Below are 16,897 nucleotides of genomic sequence, written 5' to 3' on the forward strand. Positions count from 1 at the left end.
GGGTGCGGGGCGGCGGTCCGGTTTGCGCCGGCGCGGTGCGCCGTAGGACGCACGGGGCGCGGGGGCCGAGGCTGGGGAAGCGCTGTGCACCGCTTGACCGGGGGGCGCCGGGGAGGGCGAGGGGCGCCGGGGAAGGGGCGCCGGGGGCGCCCTGGGAGAGGGGCGCCGGGGAAGGCGGGGCGGATCAGGTGGTCGAGCCTCTTCGGAGGTGCTGGAGGCAGTCGGCGATCTCGGCGGGGGTGGAGGGTCCGAGGGCGTCGGCGAGGCGGCCGTGGTGGAGGAAGACGACGCTGTCCGCGCAGGCGGCGGCTTCCGGGTCGGTGGTGACGAGGACCGCCGTGAGGTCGAGGGCGCGGACCGCGCGGCGGAGTGAGGCGCCGATGGCGCGGGCGAGTTCGGGCGAGTCGTCGTGGCCGGGGGTGTCGACCAGCAGCAGGCGCGGGGAGCCGGCCAGCAGCCGGGCCAGCATGGCGTTGTGCTGCTGGACCCGGCCCAGCCTCCGCAGCGGCCGCCGCCAGAGCCACAGTCGGGTGACCCGACTGATCTGCCAGGCCTGGCGGCGGCCGAGTGCGGAAACGCCCGGATCGACGAATTCACGAACCGTCACATTCGGGTGGACGGGCTCGTGTTGGCCCCAGAGTGCACCGACGGAACCCCGTTCACCGTCGGCCCAGTGGACCGTTCCGGTGGACGGGGTGGTGACGCCGGCCATGCACTCCAGGAGTGCCGTGGTGCTGGCGCGTTCGTCTCCCATGACGGCGCAGAAGCGGCCTTTTCGTACGCCGAGTGAGAACTCGCGCAGGACCGCTGTGGGACCGTTCGTGCCCGGGTGGATTTTCGACACGTTTTCCAGCGTGACGGCACAGTCTGGGGCGGCTTCCCGCTCAGCTGGTCCACCTCCCATCATGAATCCGCTCCCGGGCTTCCGTAAATGATGCGTGCGGCGACAAGGCATCGTGCTTGCATGCCCAGAACCTACTCGGTCGTAATGGGTTTAGGCCATGCTGCCCGCATCCGTATGTATGGTGCACTTTCCTAGACCATCCGTGTCAGATCCAGATCACTCCTCGGGGCGTGTTGCGGGTTCGTTACTTCGGGAATCGTCGGTATAGGGCGAATTGTCAGACCAGCGGATCCCCGCGAAGAAGAGCCCCGCCCAGGGGGGTCAGGGTGTGGTGCACTTTGTTGAGCGAGCGCAGGGTGGTGATAAGTCCGGCCGCCCGTAGGACGGCGGTGTGCTGGCTCGCGGCGGCGGTGGAGATACCCACCAGCTCGCCGACCTCGGTGGTGGTGCAGGTGGTCGTCAACACCTGGAGGACGGCCGCCCGGGTGCGCCCCAGCAGGGCGCCCAGGGCCTGGTCGCCGTCGGGCGCCGGGTCCCACAGGTTCTCCCGGTCACGCGGGACGGGGATCGGGTAGAGCAGCAGCAGGGGCCGGTCGCCCTGCTGTTCGACCAGGATCGGCGACCGGGAGAACAGGAACAGCGACGGCGCTATCTCCAGGCCGGTCGACTCCAGTTTGATGTCGTGCCCCGTCCCGGGGACCTCCAGCACCGGGGGGCGCCAGCGGATCGCCGGGTGCAGGGTGCTGAGCAACTGGTCGACGCCGCCGCTCATCATGATCTGGGCCCGGGCGTTCCGGTCGACTTCGAGCAGGGTCGACACCTGGCCCCAGTACGGTTCCACGGCGATCCGGTGGAACGTCTCCAGATCACGCAGGACCCGCGGTCGGAATTCGTTCCCGGAGCCGGCCGCGGAGGAGTTTTCGAGAATTCGGTAGAGATCCGGAAAAGGTCGTACGGTGCGGGCGAGTTCGGCCAGCGCCCGGCCGTCCCGTTCCCCCGCGACCCGTCGTCGCCAGGAATGGAAGACGGGGCCTCCGCCGCCCGTCGCGAAGGTTTCGAGGGCGCACAGCGCCTCTCTCATCGGATCCAGATGGGCGGCCGACGATACTTTGGCCAGGCTCGCCGGACTGAAGAATATGCGTCGCATTGCTGTTTTCCCCCTTGAAGTTCCGATGCTGTCGCGATCGGAGGTCATCGGTCTCAGGCCGGCATCGCTGCCGCTTCGATCACGCCCTCGGTCGCACAGTTCGGTCCGTCGGGGAGAATGATGGGGTAGAAGAGCGTCGGTCCGTCGGCAATGGTGTGGTCGTCCACCAGGACCGGGGAATCGGGTGCCAGGAAGTAGGACGGCGCGATGGTCAGCCCGACCTCCTCCAGTTGCACGTCCTCGTTCTGTCCGGGTATCTCCAGCGAGCAGGTGGAGAGCCGGACGGTCGGGTGAAGGGTGCTCAGCAGGCTGCGCGCGCCGCAGTCCTGGAGGATTTCCAGTCGCTTCTTCCGGTCGCTCTGGACGGTGAGGGAGATCACGTCCCAGTGCGGGGCGACCATGATGCGGTAGAAGGACTCCAGGTCCCGGAGCAGGCGCAGGTCGGCGCCGTTCCCGGAGTGCCGGGCGCGCCGGACCATGGTGTCCAGGTCGGGGAACGGGCGGATGGTCCGGGCGAGTTCGACGAGCCGCTGGGTGGACCCGAGCCGGTGGGTGGGACCCAGTCGGCGGGCCGGCCCCACGGGGCGGGTCTTATGCCATCGGAGCCGGCGTTTCGCCTGGCGGTGCCGGGAAGCGAGCAGGTCCAGGGCGAAGAGTGATTCGCTGACCCAGTCCGGGGTCGGCATGATACGCGTTCTCAACAGGCTTGCCGACGTGAAGTGCAGACGTGGCACGAGTCCCCCATGAATGCCGTTGATGTAGGCGGGTCGGGAGCCGGGATCCACGGTGAGGTGGATGGTCGATCGTGCGTGACCGCACGTTCGACATGGCCATGCCCGTTCCCGTACCGACTACGCTACGTGGCGCTTCAGGGGGGTGACAGTCGAGTCTTCGCCAGTTCGAAGGTGCAGTTCTCTGCACCTGATCCGGATAGCGGACTCGACTCGGTTCGACCGCCCTCTGACAGGTCGTGTAACCCTTGGGGCGGGTGGGATAAGAGGGATCTGTGGGGCCGGAGTCGCGCCGGACGTGGGTCCGCGCTCTCGGCCTACCTGCCAAGAGCGCGGAAGTTCCTCAGGCGCGGATTCGATCTGCTCGTCAGATCGTGATAAGCACGTTGATCAGAACACCAACGGCGACCACCGCGAGGACGACCCAGGGCCACATCGGACGTTCCTTAGTGGGCTTCCAGCCACTCGAATCGGGCATGACTGCTCCTGGCTTGTATTGGTACGGGGAGATTTACGGCCGGGCCCCCCGGAAGACGGGGGACCCAACGAGGGGCCCGGCCAAGGGAATCGGTGGGGGAACTGTTAGTGCCCTGTTCACCGATTCCGGTCTGTGGTCACCGTGCGCTCTCTGGGAGCCTCAACGGTGACGCTGGTTCGGAAGCCCAGTCATCACGGGTAGTCGTGGTGGTCGAGGCAGGTCTGGCGCAGTTCCTTGATGCGGTCGTTCTGCTCACCGATGTAACCGACCACGGTGCGCACCGCACCCTTCTCGCGGATGTCGGCGTTGCGCATCTTGTCGGCGGTCGACTGGATCGCATTGCGGAGCTTGTCGTCCCCGGCCTGCTTGGCCAGCCCGTCGAGCTCGTCGGCCCGGTCGCGCATCTTCTTGCGGGCCTCCTCCACGTTGTCCGGGAACGGATCGGTGAAGGTCTTGCCGAAGATCTTCGCGCACAGCTCGATCCGGTCGGCGGCCTTGGTACTGACCTGGCAGGCGGACGTTCCGGCGCCGACCAGGAGGACGGCGGCCAGGGTCAGCACGACCGTCCTGCTCCGCCGGTGTCCGGGTTCGGCCCCGTGGCTCCTGCGCATCGGGTACATGCTTCCTCCCTGGGTCCCGTGGGATCCGATGATCTGCTGCCCGTCGTCCCGGCGTTGCTTCCGCCTTCGATGACTCCATCCTGAACCCGGGCGCCGACGATTTCATGGGGGCTTACTTCCGATCCGAGGTGCAGTTCTCTGCACCTTTCTTCGTGCACGTGATCGCCTGTGCTGGGCGTTTTCGCACCGGCTTAAAGACGTGGTGGGCGGTGGGTGGCGCCATGGAGGCTGAGGTCCGTACGGCCGGACGGCATGCGGTGGCCGGGGTTCCGCCCCAGGGCCGTAGCGCACGGACAGCGCAGGGGAGAGAGGGACGACGATGGGCCCAGCACGGACACTCGCGGAGAAGCTGTGGGAGCGCCACGTCGTGGCGTCCCGGCCCGGCGGACCGGACCTCCTCTACATCGACCTCCACCTCACCCACGAGGCCACCTCCCCGCAGGCCTTCGACGGGCTGCGGCTGGCCGGCCGCAGTGTCCGGCGGCCGGGGCTGACCCTGGCGCTGGAGGACCACAACGTCGCCACCACGGCGACCGCGGTGCTCGACCCGGTCAGCCTGGTCCAGCTGGACACGCTGCGCCGCAACTGCGCCGAGCAGGGCGTCGAGCTCTACTCGGTCGGCCACCGGCGGCAGGGGATCGTGCACGTCGTCGGGCCCGAACTCGGCCTGGTGCAGCCCGGCATGACGATCGTCTGCGGGGACAGCCACACCGCCACGCACGGCGCGTTCGGCGCGCTCGCCTTCGGCATCGGCACCAGCGACGTGGAGCACGTCCTGGCCACCCAGTGCCTGGAGATCGGCCGGCCGCGCACCCTGGCCGTCGAGTTCACCGGCCAACTCCCCCCGGAGGTCGGGGCGAAGGAGATGATCCTCGCGCTGATCGCCCGGATCGGGGCCAACGGGGCGCAGGGCCACCTCATCGAGTACCGGGGCGACGCGGTGCGCGGGCTCTCCATGGAGGCCCGGATGACGCTCTGCAACATGAGCATCGAGGCCGGCGCCCGGGCCGGGATCGTCGCCCCCGACGAGACCACCCTGGAGTACCTGCGCGGCCGCCCGCACGCCCCCGCCGGGGCGGACTGGGACGCCGCCGTCGCCGACTGGTCCACCCTGGCCACCGACCCCGGCGCCGTGTTCGACCGGACGGTCGTGCTCGACGTGGACGGGCTCACCCCGCTCGTCACCTGGGGCACCAACCCCGCCCAGACCGTGCCGCTCGCCGCCGCCGTGCCCGACCCGCAGACCTTCACCGACCCGCTCGAACGCGCCTCGGCGCAGAAGGCGCTGACCTACATGGGCCTGCGGCCCGGGACGTCGATGCGGGACCTCGCGATCGACGTCGTCTTCGTCGGCTCCTGCACCAACGGCCGGATCGAGGACCTCCGTTCCGCGGCCGGGGTGCTGCGCGGGCGCACCGTCGCCGGCGGCACCCGGATGCTGGTCGTCCCCGGCTCGATGCAGGTGCGGGCCGAGGCCGAGGCGGAGGGGCTGCACGAGGTCTTCCTGGCCGCCGGCGCCGAGTGGCGGCTGCCCGGCTGCTCGATGTGCCTGGGGATGAACACCGACCGTCTCGAGGGTGTCGAGCGCTGCGCCTCCACCTCGAACCGTAACTTCGAAGGCCGCCAGGGGGCGCGGGCCCGCACCCACCTGGTGTCGCCCGCGGTCGCCGCCGCGACGGCGGTGGCCGGGCGGCTCGCGGCCCCGGCCGACCTGGCCTGACAGCGCCGGCCCGGCCGGAGAGAGGACAGCTGAGTATGGAACCCTTCGTCGAACACCACGGTCGCGCGGTCGCCCTGCGCCGCGACGACGTCGACACCGACCAGATCCTGCCCGCGGAGTACTGCAAGCGGGTCACCAAGAGCGGCTACGAGGACGCGCTGTTCGCCCGCTGGCGCGCCGAGGACGGCTTCGTCCTGGAGCAGCCGCGCCACGCGGGCGCGACGGTCCTGCTGGCCGGCCGGGACTTCGGCATCGGCAGCTCCCGCGAGCACGCCGTCTGGGCGCTGCGCGACTGGGGGTTCCGCGCCGTCGTCGCCACCGGCTTCGGCGACATCTTCCGCCGCAACGCCCTCAACAACGGCCTCGTCCCGGTCGACCTGCCGACTCCCGTGGTCGAGGAGCTGATGGACCTCGCGGAGTCCGCCGAGGGCCTGCGGCTCACCGTGGACCTGCGGGCCGGCCTGCTGCGCCGGCCGGGCGGCGAGCACCCGTTCACGGTCGACGCGCGGGCCCGGGCCCGGCTGCTCGAAGGACAGGACGTGATCGCGGAGACCCTGCTCAGGAGCGGGGACATCGAGGCGTACGAGGCGGGCCGCCCGTCCTGGCTGCCCGAGATCCCGCGCGGCGCGTTCGACCGGGCCGAACAGCGGCTCCAGGACGAAGCGCCGCTCCAGACCGAACAGCGGCTGCGGACCGACGCCGCGGGAGTGAGCCGATGAGCGCCACCACGCACCATGACACCCCGGCCCGCCGCGCCCTGGGCGCCGAGCGGGTCGCCGGACTGCCCGGCGGGGGGCTGGCCGCACTGCTGCTGGAGGGGCTGCCGCCGAACACCGTCGACCTCGCCGTCGGCACTCCGGCCTACCCCGACACGCCGCCCGGCCTGGTCGAGGCGGCGGTGACGGCGCTGCGCGCCGGCGTCCACCAGTACCAGGACCCGGCCGGGCTGGCGCTGCTGCGCGAGCGGATCGCCGCGGCCCTGCCCGGCGCCCCGGACCCGGGCTCCGAGATCACCGTCACCGTCGGCGGCAGCGAGGGGCTGGCCGTCGCCCTGCTCTCGTTCGTCGACCCCGGCGACGAGGTGATCGTGTTCGAGCCCTTCTACGAGAACTTCCTCAGCGCCATCGCCCTCACCGGCGCCCGCCCGCGCCCGGTCCGGCTGCGCGAGCCCGACTGGAGCGTCGACCCGGACGAGCTCGCCGCGGCCTTCGGACCGCGCACCCGCGCCGTCATCGTGAACAGCCCGGCCAACCCGACCGGCGTCGTCCTGGAGCGCGGAACCCTCGACCTGCTCGCCGAACTGTGCCGGCGCTGGGGCGCCGTGGTGATCTCGGACGAGGTGTACGCCGGGTACGTCTACGAGTCGGCCGGCTACCGCTCGGTCGCCGAGATCGAGGGCCTGGCCGACCGGTCCGTGGTGGTCGGCAGCCTCTCCAAGAGCCATGCGATCAGCGGCTGGCGGCTCGGCTTCCTGCGTGCGGCGCCGGAGCTCACCGCCCTGCTGCGCAAGGTGCACGTGGCCACCACCGGCGGTGCGGCGGCCGCGCTCCAGCACGCCGCGGCCAACGCGGACCTGCTGCTGCCGGAGCGCTGGGACCACGCGGCGGGGATGCGCGAGCGGCGCGACCGGACGGTGGCCCTGCTGCGGGACGCCGGCTTCGACTTCACGCCCCCGGCCGGCGGCTGCTACGTGCTGGCCCGGATCGACGGGCTGACCGACGAGCCCAGCCCGCGGTTCGTCCGCACGCTGCTCGCCGAGACCGGTGTGCTGGTGGCGCCGGGCACCTCGTTCTTCGTCGATCCGGCCGATGGCGAGCGCTACGTCCGGATCGCCTTCAACCGTCCACTCCAGACCCTCGACACCGCTGCCGAGCGGCTTCGCGCCCGCAGCCCGCAGAAGGGAGTCACTCCGTGACAACCGCTATCAGCATCTCGACCGAAGCGCGGCACGACGGACTGGTCCTCGGGATCACCGCCGAGACCGCGGGGAACCGGCTGGTCGACCTCGGCAAGGAGCAGGGGGAGTTCATCCGCCAGCGGATCACTGAGCACGGCGCGGTCGTGCTCAGCGGCTTCGACTGGCAGGAGTGGCCGGAGCTGGACACCTTCGTGAACGCCGTCGTCGGCCGGCCGCTCGACTACACCGAGCGCTCCTCGCCGCGCACCGAGCTGCACCCCGGGGTGTTCACGGCCACCGACCACCCGGCGACCGAGGAGATCTTCCTCCACACCGAGCAGTCGTACAACCTGAACGTCCCGCGCTACCTGTTCTTCTTCTGCCGCCAGGAGTCGCCGGACGGCGGCGCCAGCCTGCTGGCCGACTGCCGCGCCCTGCACGCCGGGCTGCCGCGGGAGACCGCCGAGCGGTTCGAGCGCGAGGGCTACCTGCTCGTCCGCAACTTCCGTCCCGGCCTGGGCCTCTCCTGGCAGGAGGCGTTCGGCACCAGCGACCCGGACGAGGTCAAGGCCTACTGCGACGCCAACAGCATCGAGCTGGAGTGGCTGGAGCGCAACCACCTGAGGACCCGCCAGCTCCGCTGGGCCGTCGCCACCCACCCGGAGACCGGCGTCCGCTCCTGGTTCAACCACCTGACCTTCTTCCACGCCCGCACCCTGCGCGAGGACGTCGCCGACTTCCTGCTGGAGGAGTACGGCCCGTGGGGGATGCCCACCAACACCTTCTACGCGGACGGCAGCGAGATCCCGGACGAGGTCGTCCGGCAGCTCCAGGCCGCCTACCGGGCGCAGCAGATCGACGTCAACGTGCACACCGGTGAGGTCCTGATCGTGGACAACATCAGCGTGGCGCACGGGCGGGCCCCCTTCGTGCCGCCGCGCGACCTGTTCGTCAGCATGGCCGGCGCGCACGCGTGGTCCGAACTCCGCCCGGTGGAGCGGACGTCGGCGCCCGCGGTGGCGCTGCCGACCCCGCCGCAGTGACCTCGGGCAGTACGACGGCCGATGCCGCCGTGGCCGCCGAGCCGGGCCCGCCGCCGCTGTCCCGCAACCGCGAGTACAACGTGCTGTGGACCGCGAACATGGTCTCCCAGCTGGGGGCGCAGGGCACGCTGATCGCGTACCCGCTGCTGGTGCTCGGGCTCGGCGGCTCCGCCTTCGAGGCCTCGCTGGCCGAGTTCGCGATCGCCGGGTCGCGGGCGCTCTCGGCGCTTCCCTCGGGGGCGCTGGCGGACCGGGTCAGCCGCAAGACGCTGATGCTGGTCTCGGAGTTCGGGCGGGCCGTGGCGCTGGGCCTGCTCGCGCTGCTGGTGGCGGTCGGGCACGCGCCGCTGGCGGCCATCGTGGTGGTGGCGGTGGTCGAGGGGGTGTGCACCTCGCTGTTCGGCACCGCCGACCAGGCGCTGCTGCCGAGCGTCGTGCCGTCCTCGCAACTCGCCGACGCCGTCACCCGCAACACCGCCCGCTACTACCTCGCGACCATCGTCGGTCCGGGGATCGGCGGATTCCTGTACGGCGTCCAGCGGTTGCTGCCGTTCGTCGCCCAGGCGGTGACCTCGGCGATCGCCTTCGTCACGTTGCTGTTCCTGCGGCTGCCGGCGCCGGCGCCCGCACCGGCGTCGTCGCCCGAGGACAAGGGCGAGGGCGGGGGCGCGGACCGGGCCGAGAGCGCGTTGCAGGCGATGGCGTCGGGGCTGCGCTGGCTGCGCGGCAACCCGGCGGTGCGGGCCACCGTGCTGTTCGGCACCGCCTTCAACCTGGTGTTCAGCGGCCTGCTGATCGCCGTGGTGGTGATGGCCCAGCAGGCCGGGCGGTCGGGTGCCGAGGTCGGCGCCATCGGCGCCCTGGTCGGCGCGGGTGGCGTGTCGGGTGCGCTGGCGGCCGGGCGGCTGCGCCGCTCGCTCTCGCCGTTCACGGCGCTCATGGTGCTGACCTGGGCCACCGCGGTGCTGGTGCCGCTGCTCGCGGTGGTGCCGACCGGCTGGCCGGCCGGGCTGGTGCTGGGGGCCGCCGCGTTCCTCGCGCCCACCGCCACCGCCCTGGTGGCGGGTCATCAGATGATGGTCACTCCCGACGAGATGCGCGGCCGGCTGGCCGGTCTGATCGGGGTCTCGATGGGCGCGGGCGCGGCGCTCGGCCCGCTGCTGTGCGGGCTGCTGCTGGAGACCGTGCACGCCGTGCCCACCGTGCTGAGCTGTGCGGCGGCGTTCCTGCTGATCGCACTCGGCGTGGCTGTCACCCCCGCGGTCCGCGCCTTCCCCGCCCTGCCCGACAACCGGTAGCAACCGTCCGTGAGTTGAGGAGGGGTAAGTGGAGAGGGGCGGCGCCCGACCGGCGCCGCCCCTCTCCGCGTGTCGTCCTCCGGGTGTTCAGGCCCGCAGGTAGGTGAGCACGGCGAGCACCCGGCGGTGGCCGCTGTCCGGCGTGGGCATGTTGAGCTTGGCGAAGATGTTGCCGATGTGCTTGTTCACCGAACTCTCCGCGATGAACAGCATCTCGGCGATGGTGCCGTTGTTGCGGCCCTCCGCCATCAGCGCCAGGACCTCGCGCTCGCGCTGGGTCAGCGAGGACAGCGGGTCGTCGCCGGCCCGGCGGACCATCAGCTGCGAGATGACCTCCGGGTCCATCGCGGTGCCGCCGTCGGCGACCCGCTCCAGCGCGAGCAGGAACTCCTCGGCGCGCCCCACCCGGTCCTTCAGCAGGTAGCCGACCCCGGAGGCGCTCTGCGCCAGCAGCTCCGTCGCGTACGCCCGTTCGACGTACTGCGAGAGCACCAGGACGGGCAGGTTGGGCAGTTGCTTGCGCGCCTCGACGACGGCGCGCAGGCCCTCGTCCCGGAACGTCGGCGGCAGCCGGACGTCCACCACGGCGACGTCCGGGCGGTGTGCGAGCAGCGCGGGCAGCAGGTCGTCCCCGTTGTCCACGGTGGCGCACACCTCGTGCCCCTCGCTGTTCAGCAGCAGGACCAGCCCCTCACGGAGCAGGGCGTTGTCCTCGGCGATCAGGATCCGCATGGAATCTCCACCTTCAGTACGGTCGGGCCCCCGGGCGGGCTGAACAGGTCGGTGGTGCCGTCGAAGGCGGCGACCCGGCGCCGGAGTCCGAGGATCCCGCTCCCCGCGCCCTCGGTGGCGCCGCCCTTGCCGTCGTCCTCGACCCTGATCGAGATGGCGTCCGACGCGATCCGCAGCCACACCAGCGCGCTCTGCGCCCCGCTGTGCTTCGTGATGTTGGTGAGCGCCTCGGAGATCACGAAGTAGGCCGCGGCCTCGGCGGCGGCGGGCGCGCGGGGCGCCGCGCCGGCCGACTCGTCGATGTCTATCCGCGTCGGGACCCCGCACAGCGCGGTGAGCGCCCGGACGGCGTCGGTCAGCCCGCGGTCGGCGAGCACCGGCGGGTAGATGCCGCGGACGAGGTGGCGCAGCGACTCCAGCGCCTGCTCGGCGAGGTTCTGGGCCGCGTCCACCATCTCCGGGACCTGCTCGGGCCGTTGGCCGAGCGCGCGCTTGATCATGCCGAGGCGCAGCGAGACGGCGACGATGCCGGCCTGCGCCCCGTCGTGCAGGTCGCGTTCGATCCGGCGCAGTTCGGCGTCGTGCGCGTCGAGCGCCTCGGCGCGGGTCACCGAGAGTTCGCGGACCCGCTGCGCGAGCGCGACCCGGGGGCGGGCGGTCAGCAGCCGGCGGGACATCCGGGCGTGTACGAGGGCCAGCCCGCGCATCGCGGCCATCGCCACCACGGCGTAGCCGATGCCGATGAACACCGCGACGAAGGACTTCAGCCAGGAGTCGACGTTCATCAGGATGATGGAGTTGCGCTCGCCCGACGCGAGCTTCCACCACACCGGTGCGGACAGCCAGTTGAAGGCGTTGCCGCAGATGCTCAGGGCGAAGATGCACAGGGCCGAGCCGACGACGCCGTGGGTGACCACCCAGACCAGGTCCTTGCGGACGGCCGGGTCGCGCAGGGAGGGCTTGCGGGGGCCGGTGCGGCCGGGCTCCAGGTCGCGGTAGGGCGTGCGGACCTCGGTCTCCAGCAGCCGGCCGACCCACCGGCGGTGGACCTCGGCGTACCTGCGCAGCACCCGCAGTGTCCTGGGCAGCAGCAGGAAGCCCGTTCCGACCAGGCAGAGCGCGAAGATGACGGCGATCAGGTAGAACAGCAGCAGCCCGGCGAGTCCGGTCATCAGGCAGAGCAGGACGTAGCCCGCGGCCGGAGGGAAACGGATCACCGTCTGGCGGACCCACTGCTCGGGCTGTAAGCGTCGCAACTCGGCAATGCTGGGGGCGCGCACGGCTCCTAAAACCCTCCGAGTCGTCATCCCGATCACCCTACCACCGTCCCAAATGCGGCGGTGGGTGGCACTTTTCTGCACCATCGACTCTCCAGTTCGTGCCCTGGTTCCGCACCTGTTCCAGGACTTACCTTCGTGAACGTCAAGTAGTGCGTGCGAGTGGTGGAGGCCGGAAGTGAGCAGAAAGGGACGCGGAGCGCGGACGGAGGAGTCCCAGGGCGCGGCCGCGGAGGAGGAGTACGCGGCGCCGCCGCGACCGGACGGCAGTGCCGCGCTGGACGCTCACTGGGTCGTCCGCCTCGACGGGGTCCGGAAGACGTACGGCAAGGGCGCCGGGGCCGTGCACGCGCTGCGCGACCTGTCCCTCGCCTTCGCCCGGGGCACCTTCACCGCGGTGATGGGCCCGTCCGGGGCGGGCAAGAGCACCTTCCTGCACTGCGCCGCCGGGCTGGACCGCCCGGACGCCGGCTCGGTGGTGCTCGGTGGTACCGAGCTGGCGCAGCTCAGCGAGGTCGACCTGACCATCATGCGCCGGGAGCGGGTCGGCTTCATCTTCCAGGCGTACAACCTGATGGCGGCGTTGACCGTCGCGGACAACATCACCCTGCCGCTGATGCTGGCCGGCCGCCAGCCGGACCACCAGTGGTTGCAGCAGGTCGTGACGCAGGTGGGTCTCGCCGACCGGATGAGCCACCGGCCCTCGGAGCTGTCCGGCGGCCAGCAGCAGCGGGTGGCCATCGCCCGGGCGCTGGCGGCGCGGCCCGAGGTGGTCTTCGCGGACGAGCCGACCGGCGCGCTGGACACCCGCACCGCCAAGCAGGTGCTGACGCTGCTGCGCGAGGTCGTGGACACCCTCGGGCAGACGGTGATCATGGTGACCCACGACCCGATCGCCGCCTCCTACGCGCACCGCGTGGTGTTCCTCGCGGACGGGAGCTACGCGGAGGAGATGACGCACCCCACTCCGGACCGGGTGGCCGAGCGCATGACCCGGCTGGGGGAGTGGTGAGACGTGTTCAGGCTCGTCGTACAGACCGTCAAGGAGCGTAAGGCCGGGTTCGTCGGGGCGTTCGTCGCCCTGTTCGGCGCGTCCGTGCTCGTCACGGCCTTCGGAATCATCCTGCAGTCCGGCATCGGCAACGGGGTGCCGGTCCAGCGCTACTCCGGCGCTGCGGTCGTGGTCGGCGGTCAGAAGCACTTCACGGTCCACGAGGCCAAGAAGAGCAAGTCCAAGGACCTCAAGGACGCCGTCGGCGTCCCGATCGACCTGGTCGACAAGGTCGCCAGGACCGAGGGCGTCGACAAGGCCGTCCCGGTGCTCACCTTCCCCGCGCAGGTCGTCTCCAACGACGGCGAGGAGCTGGTCAAGGGCGCCGACGACCGGACGTCCAACGGCACCAACTGGGGCGCGGCCGCGCTCGGCCCGTACGACCGCAACGGCGACGAGCCGAAGCGGGCCGGCGAGGTCGTGCTGGAGAAGTCCGTCGCCGACCACCGCAAGGTGAAGGTGGGCGACAGCGTCAAGATCGCCTCCACCCGGGACGCCAGCTCGTACAAGATCGTCGGCATCGTCACCTACAAGGGCGGCGGCGGGGCGCTGCGCACCCCGCCGGTGTTCTTCTCCGACGACGAGGCGCGCACCCTGTTCGGCCGCACCGACCAGGTCAGCGCCATCGGCGTGCTGGCGCCCAAGGACACCAACGCCGGCAAGCTCGGCGACCGGATCGACAAGGCGCTCAAGGGCTCCGCGATCGACGTCTACACCGGTGACGGGCGCAGCAGCGTCGAGAACCCGGACGTCGCCTCGGCCCGGGGCAGCCTGAAGGAGCTTGCGGGCTCGCTCGGCGGCACCGTCGTGCTGATCACCATGATGGTGGTGGGCAGCACGCTGGCGCTCAGCGTGCACCAGCGCCGGCGCGAGCTGGCGCTGCTGCGCGCGGTCGGCGCGACGCCCAAGCAGATCCACAAGATGATCTCGGGCGAGGCCCTGGTGATCTCGCTGGTGGCCTCGATCCTGGGCTGCTTCCCCGGCATGCTGGCCGCCGGGGTGCTGCGCGGGGCGCTCGGTGCGATCGGCATCCTGCCGGACGACTTCGAGTTCTCCTACGGCCCGATCCCGGCGATCGCCGCGGTCGGCATCGGCGTGATCGCCGCGCAGGTGGCGGCGTTCGCGGTGGCCCGCCGGGTGGTGTCGATCCGGCCGGTGGAGGCGCTCAGCGAGGCCCAGACCGAGCAGCCGGGCATCGGCGGCGCCCGGGTGGCGATCGGGATCCTGCTGTTCGTCCTCGGCTTCTGCGCGTCGCTGCTGCCGCTGTTCTTCGGCAGTATCTTCGCGGTGGCCGCGGCCGGCAGCGGCGGCCTGATCATGGTGATCGCGATCCTCATGCTGGCCCCGCCGGTGGTGGCGAAGGCGACCAGACTGATGGCCGCGCCGTTCCAGCGGCGGTTCGGGACCCTCGGGTTCCTGGCCGTGGCCAACACCCGGGCCAACGCCCGGCGGCTGGCGGCCGGCATCGGACCGCTGATCCTGGCGATCGGCTTCGCCTCGGTGCAGCTGTTCATCCCGACCACCACGTCGGGTGCGGCCGAGGCGCAGGCCCAGGCGGGCGTCGTCGCCGACTACACGGTGACCAGCGATTCCGGCGGCCTGCCGGTCACCGCGCCGAAGTTCATCGCCGGCCTGGACGGGGTGGACGCCGCGGCCGGGACGGTGCGGGTGGACCTGTTCGCCTCGACGAAGATGCTCGGCTCGCCGGAGATCTTCGACTACAAGGCGCAGGGGCTGACCCCGGGCAACCTGAGCCGGGTCGTCGACCTGGACGTCTCCGAGGGCTCCCTGGACAACCTGTCCACGGACACGGTGGCGATCAGCAGCGGGGCTTCGGCCACGCTCGGCGCGGGCGTCGGCGGCCAGATCAAGGTGCACATGCCCGACGGGCAGACGCTGGAGCCGAAGGTGATCGCCGTGTACAAGCGCGGCCTGGGCTTCGGCGACATCACCCTGTCCTACGACACCGTGCTCCAGCACAGTTCGCGCCGGATGTACGACTCGGTGCTGGTGCGGGCCAAGGACGGCGCCGACAAGAAGAAGGTGATCGGCGAGCTCACCGGGCTCAACGACCGCTACCCCGGGGTGCACGTCCAGGACAAGGGCGGCCTGTCCGCCGCCCAGGAGAAGGCCGGCACGGCCAACCTGTTCGGCAGCGCGCTGCCGCTGGTCCTGGTCTTCGGGTACATCGCGGTGGCCGTCGCCAACACCCTGGTGATGACCACGCTGTCCAGAGCACGGGAGTTCGCGCTGCTGCGGCTGGTGGGCGCGACCCCCGAACAGGTCATGCGGATGATGCGCACCGAGACGCTGATGCTGATCCTGATCGCGGTGGTGGTCGGCAGTCTGGTGCCCATCGTGCCGTTGATGACGGTGAGCATGGGCCTGACCGGGTCGCTGGTTCCGCACATTCCCCCGCTGCTCTACCTGGCGATCGTGGCGGCGACCTCGGCCCTGGCCGCGGCGGCCGTTCTGGTGCCGACCAAGCTCGCCCTGCGCGCCCGCCCGGTGGAGGCCATCGGACTGCGCGAGTAGCTCCGCCCGCACCATTGCCACACCGACCCGCCGATGGGGTCCGCGACCGCGGACCCCATCGGCGTTTTCGGGTTTCCGGGCAGGTCGAACGGCGTTTCGCAGTGCGGCAACCAGGGTCATTCGGCTGCCGCTTAACGACCCTGACCGGCCCCGCCGCCCGGTGTTAGCCTGCATTCACCAGAGCGAATTCCCCTTTTGCGTAATCCCCGTACCGACGAGCCGTGGACGGAACACGGCCGAACGGGGCTGTTGTGCTGCGCCTTTTTCGGATTCCGGTGAATGCGGTGGGTGGGTTTTAGTGAATTCACAGTCATGGCGTGAAAAGGCCGGACGGCTCGCGCGCGAACACGGTGTGCGCTCCCTCCGGTGCGCCTTCTACGGCGCCGGCGAACTCCACGTCGCCGAGGCGGGTGCGGAGCCCGGACCGGCGCCCGCCGCGCCGTTCGCCTCGCTCACCAAGCTCTTCACCGCGACGCTGGCCATGCAGCTGGCCTTCGACGGCGACCTCGACCTGGACCTGCCGGTCGGCGAGTACCTGACCGAACCGCCCTTCGCCGAGCTGGAACTGACGACCCGCCACCTGCTCAGCCACTCCTCCGGGATGGTCTGCGACGGCCCCGGCGGCGGCGGGCTGCGGGCCGCCGTCGCGGCCGGCCCGCTGTTCGCCCCCGGCACCGCGTTCTCGTACTCCAACGCCGGGTTCGCCCTGGCCGGAAAGGTCATCGAGGCCGCCGCCGGGGTGAGTTGGCGCAACGCCGTGACGGACTTCCTGCTCCGGCCGCTGGACATCGAGCCGGCCTTCCTGGCGGCCGGCGAGATCCCCCGCGACCTCGCCCCCGCCGCCGCGATCGCCGGCACCGTCACCGACCTGGTCGCGTTCGGCCGGCTCCACCTGGACGACCGCGACGCCTCGCACGCCGCCCTGCTCGACCAGGAGGCCGTCCGGGAGCTGGCCGAACCGCCCTTCGACACCCTGCCGTTCGGCCTGGCCGACGGCTGGGGCCACGGCTGGGCCCGGTACGGCAACGGCGCCGACCGCTGGCTCGGCCTCGACGGCGTGGGCGCGGGCGCCACCTGCCACCTGCGGATCCAGCCGGAACGCGGCACCGTGATCGCCCTCCAGGCCGACTCCGCGGCCGGCCTCGGCGCCTGGCAGGACCTGCTGGCCCAGCTCCGGGCCGAGGGCGTGGACGTCGCCGACTACGCGCCGGGCCCCGCCGCCGGCGCCGCGCAGGACCTGTCGGACCGCGTCGGGCAGTGGGCCAACGGCGAGACCGTGTACCGGATCCGCCCCGGCGCCGACGCGGCGGACGGCACGCACCCCGGCGCCACCGTCCTGGTCGACGACGACGGGATGGAGTACGACCTGACCGGCCGAGGCGAGCGCTTCTTCGCCGCCCGGCACCCGCGGCTGCCCGAGGTGGAACACCTCGGCCGCTTCCTGCTCGACCCGGAGACCGGGCGCGCGGACCACATGCAGTTCGGCGGCCGCGTCCTGCGACGCGTCGCCTGAACAGGCTGGAG

14 protein-coding genes are annotated in these 16,897 nt (G+C 71.6%); 8 read left to right on the forward strand and 6 right to left on the reverse strand.

Features of this window, described 5'->3' with window-relative positions; genetic code table 11:
* Positions 1-184: 184 nt before the first annotated feature.
* The 4 genes from ACIQVZ_RS22270 to ACIQVZ_RS22285 all read right to left on the reverse strand — a co-directional run bounded on the left by ACIQVZ_RS22270 (position 185) and on the right by ACIQVZ_RS22285 (position 3,811).
* Positions 185-955: an ATP-binding cassette domain-containing protein gene (locus tag ACIQVZ_RS22270; protein WP_402452358.1), complete on the reverse strand. Its 771-nt coding sequence runs from the start codon at positions 953-955 to the stop codon at positions 185-187.
* Between the two features lie 166 nt (positions 956-1,121).
* Complete coding sequence (locus ACIQVZ_RS22275; RefSeq protein WP_402452359.1) at positions 1,122-1,925, reverse strand: ArsR/SmtB family transcription factor; 804 nt, start codon at positions 1,923-1,925, stop codon at positions 1,122-1,124.
* 119 nt (positions 1,926-2,044) lie between these two features.
* Positions 2,045-2,677, reverse strand: coding sequence for a hypothetical protein (locus ACIQVZ_RS22280; RefSeq protein WP_350881007.1), 633 nt, complete (start codon positions 2,675-2,677; stop codon positions 2,045-2,047).
* A gap of 714 nt (positions 2,678-3,391) precedes the next feature.
* The gene (locus tag ACIQVZ_RS22285; protein ID WP_350881005.1) at positions 3,392-3,811 is read right to left on the reverse strand and encodes a hypothetical protein; all 420 of its coding nucleotides are present in this window, start codon (positions 3,809-3,811) and stop codon (positions 3,392-3,394) included.
* A gap of 328 nt (positions 3,812-4,139) precedes the next feature.
* On the opposite strand from ACIQVZ_RS22285, the gene leuC reads away from it, so the two are divergent.
* From leuC to ACIQVZ_RS22310, 5 genes are read left to right on the forward strand one after another with little or no spacing between them, the layout of a single operon-like run.
* Entirely contained in the window at positions 4,140-5,540 is a 1,401-nt protein-coding gene (leuC, locus tag ACIQVZ_RS22290; RefSeq protein WP_350881003.1) for a 3-isopropylmalate dehydratase large subunit, read from the forward strand.
* 35 nt (positions 5,541-5,575) lie between these two features.
* Entirely contained in the window at positions 5,576-6,259 is a 684-nt protein-coding gene (gene leuD, locus ACIQVZ_RS22295; protein WP_350881001.1) for a 3-isopropylmalate dehydratase small subunit, read from the forward strand.
* Positions 6,256-7,455 carry a pyridoxal phosphate-dependent aminotransferase gene (locus ACIQVZ_RS22300; protein WP_402452360.1) on the forward strand — a complete coding sequence of 400 codons (1,200 nt, stop codon included), beginning with the start codon at positions 6,256-6,258 and terminating at the stop codon, positions 7,453-7,455. The genes leuD and ACIQVZ_RS22300 overlap by 4 nt, the downstream gene beginning before the upstream one ends.
* Positions 7,452-8,480 (forward strand): TauD/TfdA family dioxygenase, encoded by a 1,029-nt coding sequence (locus ACIQVZ_RS22305; protein WP_402452361.1) that lies wholly within the window; start codon positions 7,452-7,454, stop codon positions 8,478-8,480. The genes ACIQVZ_RS22300 and ACIQVZ_RS22305 overlap by 4 nt, the downstream gene beginning before the upstream one ends.
* Entirely contained in the window at positions 8,477-9,778 is a 1,302-nt protein-coding gene (locus ACIQVZ_RS22310; protein ID WP_350880995.1) for an MFS transporter, read from the forward strand. Before ACIQVZ_RS22305 ends, ACIQVZ_RS22310 begins: the two co-directional genes overlap by 4 nt.
* A gap of 87 nt (positions 9,779-9,865) precedes the next feature.
* Here ACIQVZ_RS22310 and ACIQVZ_RS22315 read toward each other — a convergent pair whose 3' ends face one another.
* Entirely contained in the window at positions 9,866-10,510 is a 645-nt protein-coding gene (locus ACIQVZ_RS22315; RefSeq protein ID WP_350880992.1) for a response regulator transcription factor, read from the reverse strand.
* On the reverse strand, positions 10,498-11,766 hold the full coding sequence (locus ACIQVZ_RS22320; RefSeq protein WP_402452362.1) for a sensor histidine kinase: 1,269 nt from the start codon (positions 11,764-11,766) through the stop codon (positions 10,498-10,500). Before ACIQVZ_RS22320 ends, ACIQVZ_RS22315 begins: the two co-directional genes overlap by 13 nt.
* A 298-nt stretch (positions 11,767-12,064) precedes the next feature.
* Between ACIQVZ_RS22320 and ACIQVZ_RS22325 the strand changes: the two genes are divergently transcribed.
* From ACIQVZ_RS22325 to ACIQVZ_RS22335, 3 genes are all read left to right on the forward strand, one after another.
* Positions 12,065-12,799 (forward strand): ABC transporter ATP-binding protein, encoded by a 735-nt coding sequence (locus tag ACIQVZ_RS22325; RefSeq protein WP_350881065.1) that lies wholly within the window; start codon positions 12,065-12,067, stop codon positions 12,797-12,799.
* A 3-nt stretch (positions 12,800-12,802) separates the two neighbouring features.
* Complete coding sequence (locus ACIQVZ_RS22330; RefSeq protein ID WP_063349709.1) at positions 12,803-15,373, forward strand: FtsX-like permease family protein; 2,571 nt, start codon at positions 12,803-12,805, stop codon at positions 15,371-15,373.
* Between the two features lie 352 nt (positions 15,374-15,725).
* A complete protein-coding gene (locus ACIQVZ_RS22335) occupies positions 15,726-16,886 on the forward strand; it encodes a serine hydrolase domain-containing protein (protein ID WP_402452364.1) in 1,161 nt (386 codons plus the stop codon).
* Positions 16,887-16,897 lie beyond the last annotated feature (11 nt).

Source organism: Kitasatospora sp. NPDC098663 (assembly GCF_044760075.1).
Lineage (GTDB): Bacteria > Actinomycetota > Actinomycetes > Streptomycetales > Streptomycetaceae > Kitasatospora.

Coding starts and splice junctions, on each gene's coding strand:
- ACIQVZ_RS22270 (WP_402452358.1), bottom strand. CDS start 955: ATGCCTTGTCGCCGCACGCATCATTTACGGAAGCCCGGGAGCGGATTC.
- ACIQVZ_RS22275 (WP_402452359.1), bottom strand. CDS start 1,925: ATGAGAGAGGCGCTGTGCGCCCTCGAAACCTTCGCGACGGGCGGCGGA.
- ACIQVZ_RS22280 (WP_350881007.1), bottom strand. CDS start 2,677: ATGCCGACCCCGGACTGGGTCAGCGAATCACTCTTCGCCCTGGACCTG.
- ACIQVZ_RS22285 (WP_350881005.1), bottom strand. CDS start 3,811: ATGCGCAGGAGCCACGGGGCCGAACCCGGACACCGGCGGAGCAGGACG.
- leuC (WP_350881003.1), top strand. CDS start 4,140: ATGGGCCCAGCACGGACACTCGCGGAGAAGCTGTGGGAGCGCCACGTC.
- leuD (WP_350881001.1), top strand. CDS start 5,576: ATGGAACCCTTCGTCGAACACCACGGTCGCGCGGTCGCCCTGCGCCGC.
- ACIQVZ_RS22300 (WP_402452360.1), top strand. CDS start 6,256: ATGAGCGCCACCACGCACCATGACACCCCGGCCCGCCGCGCCCTGGGC.
- ACIQVZ_RS22315 (WP_350880992.1), bottom strand. CDS start 10,510: ATGCGGATCCTGATCGCCGAGGACAACGCCCTGCTCCGTGAGGGGCTG.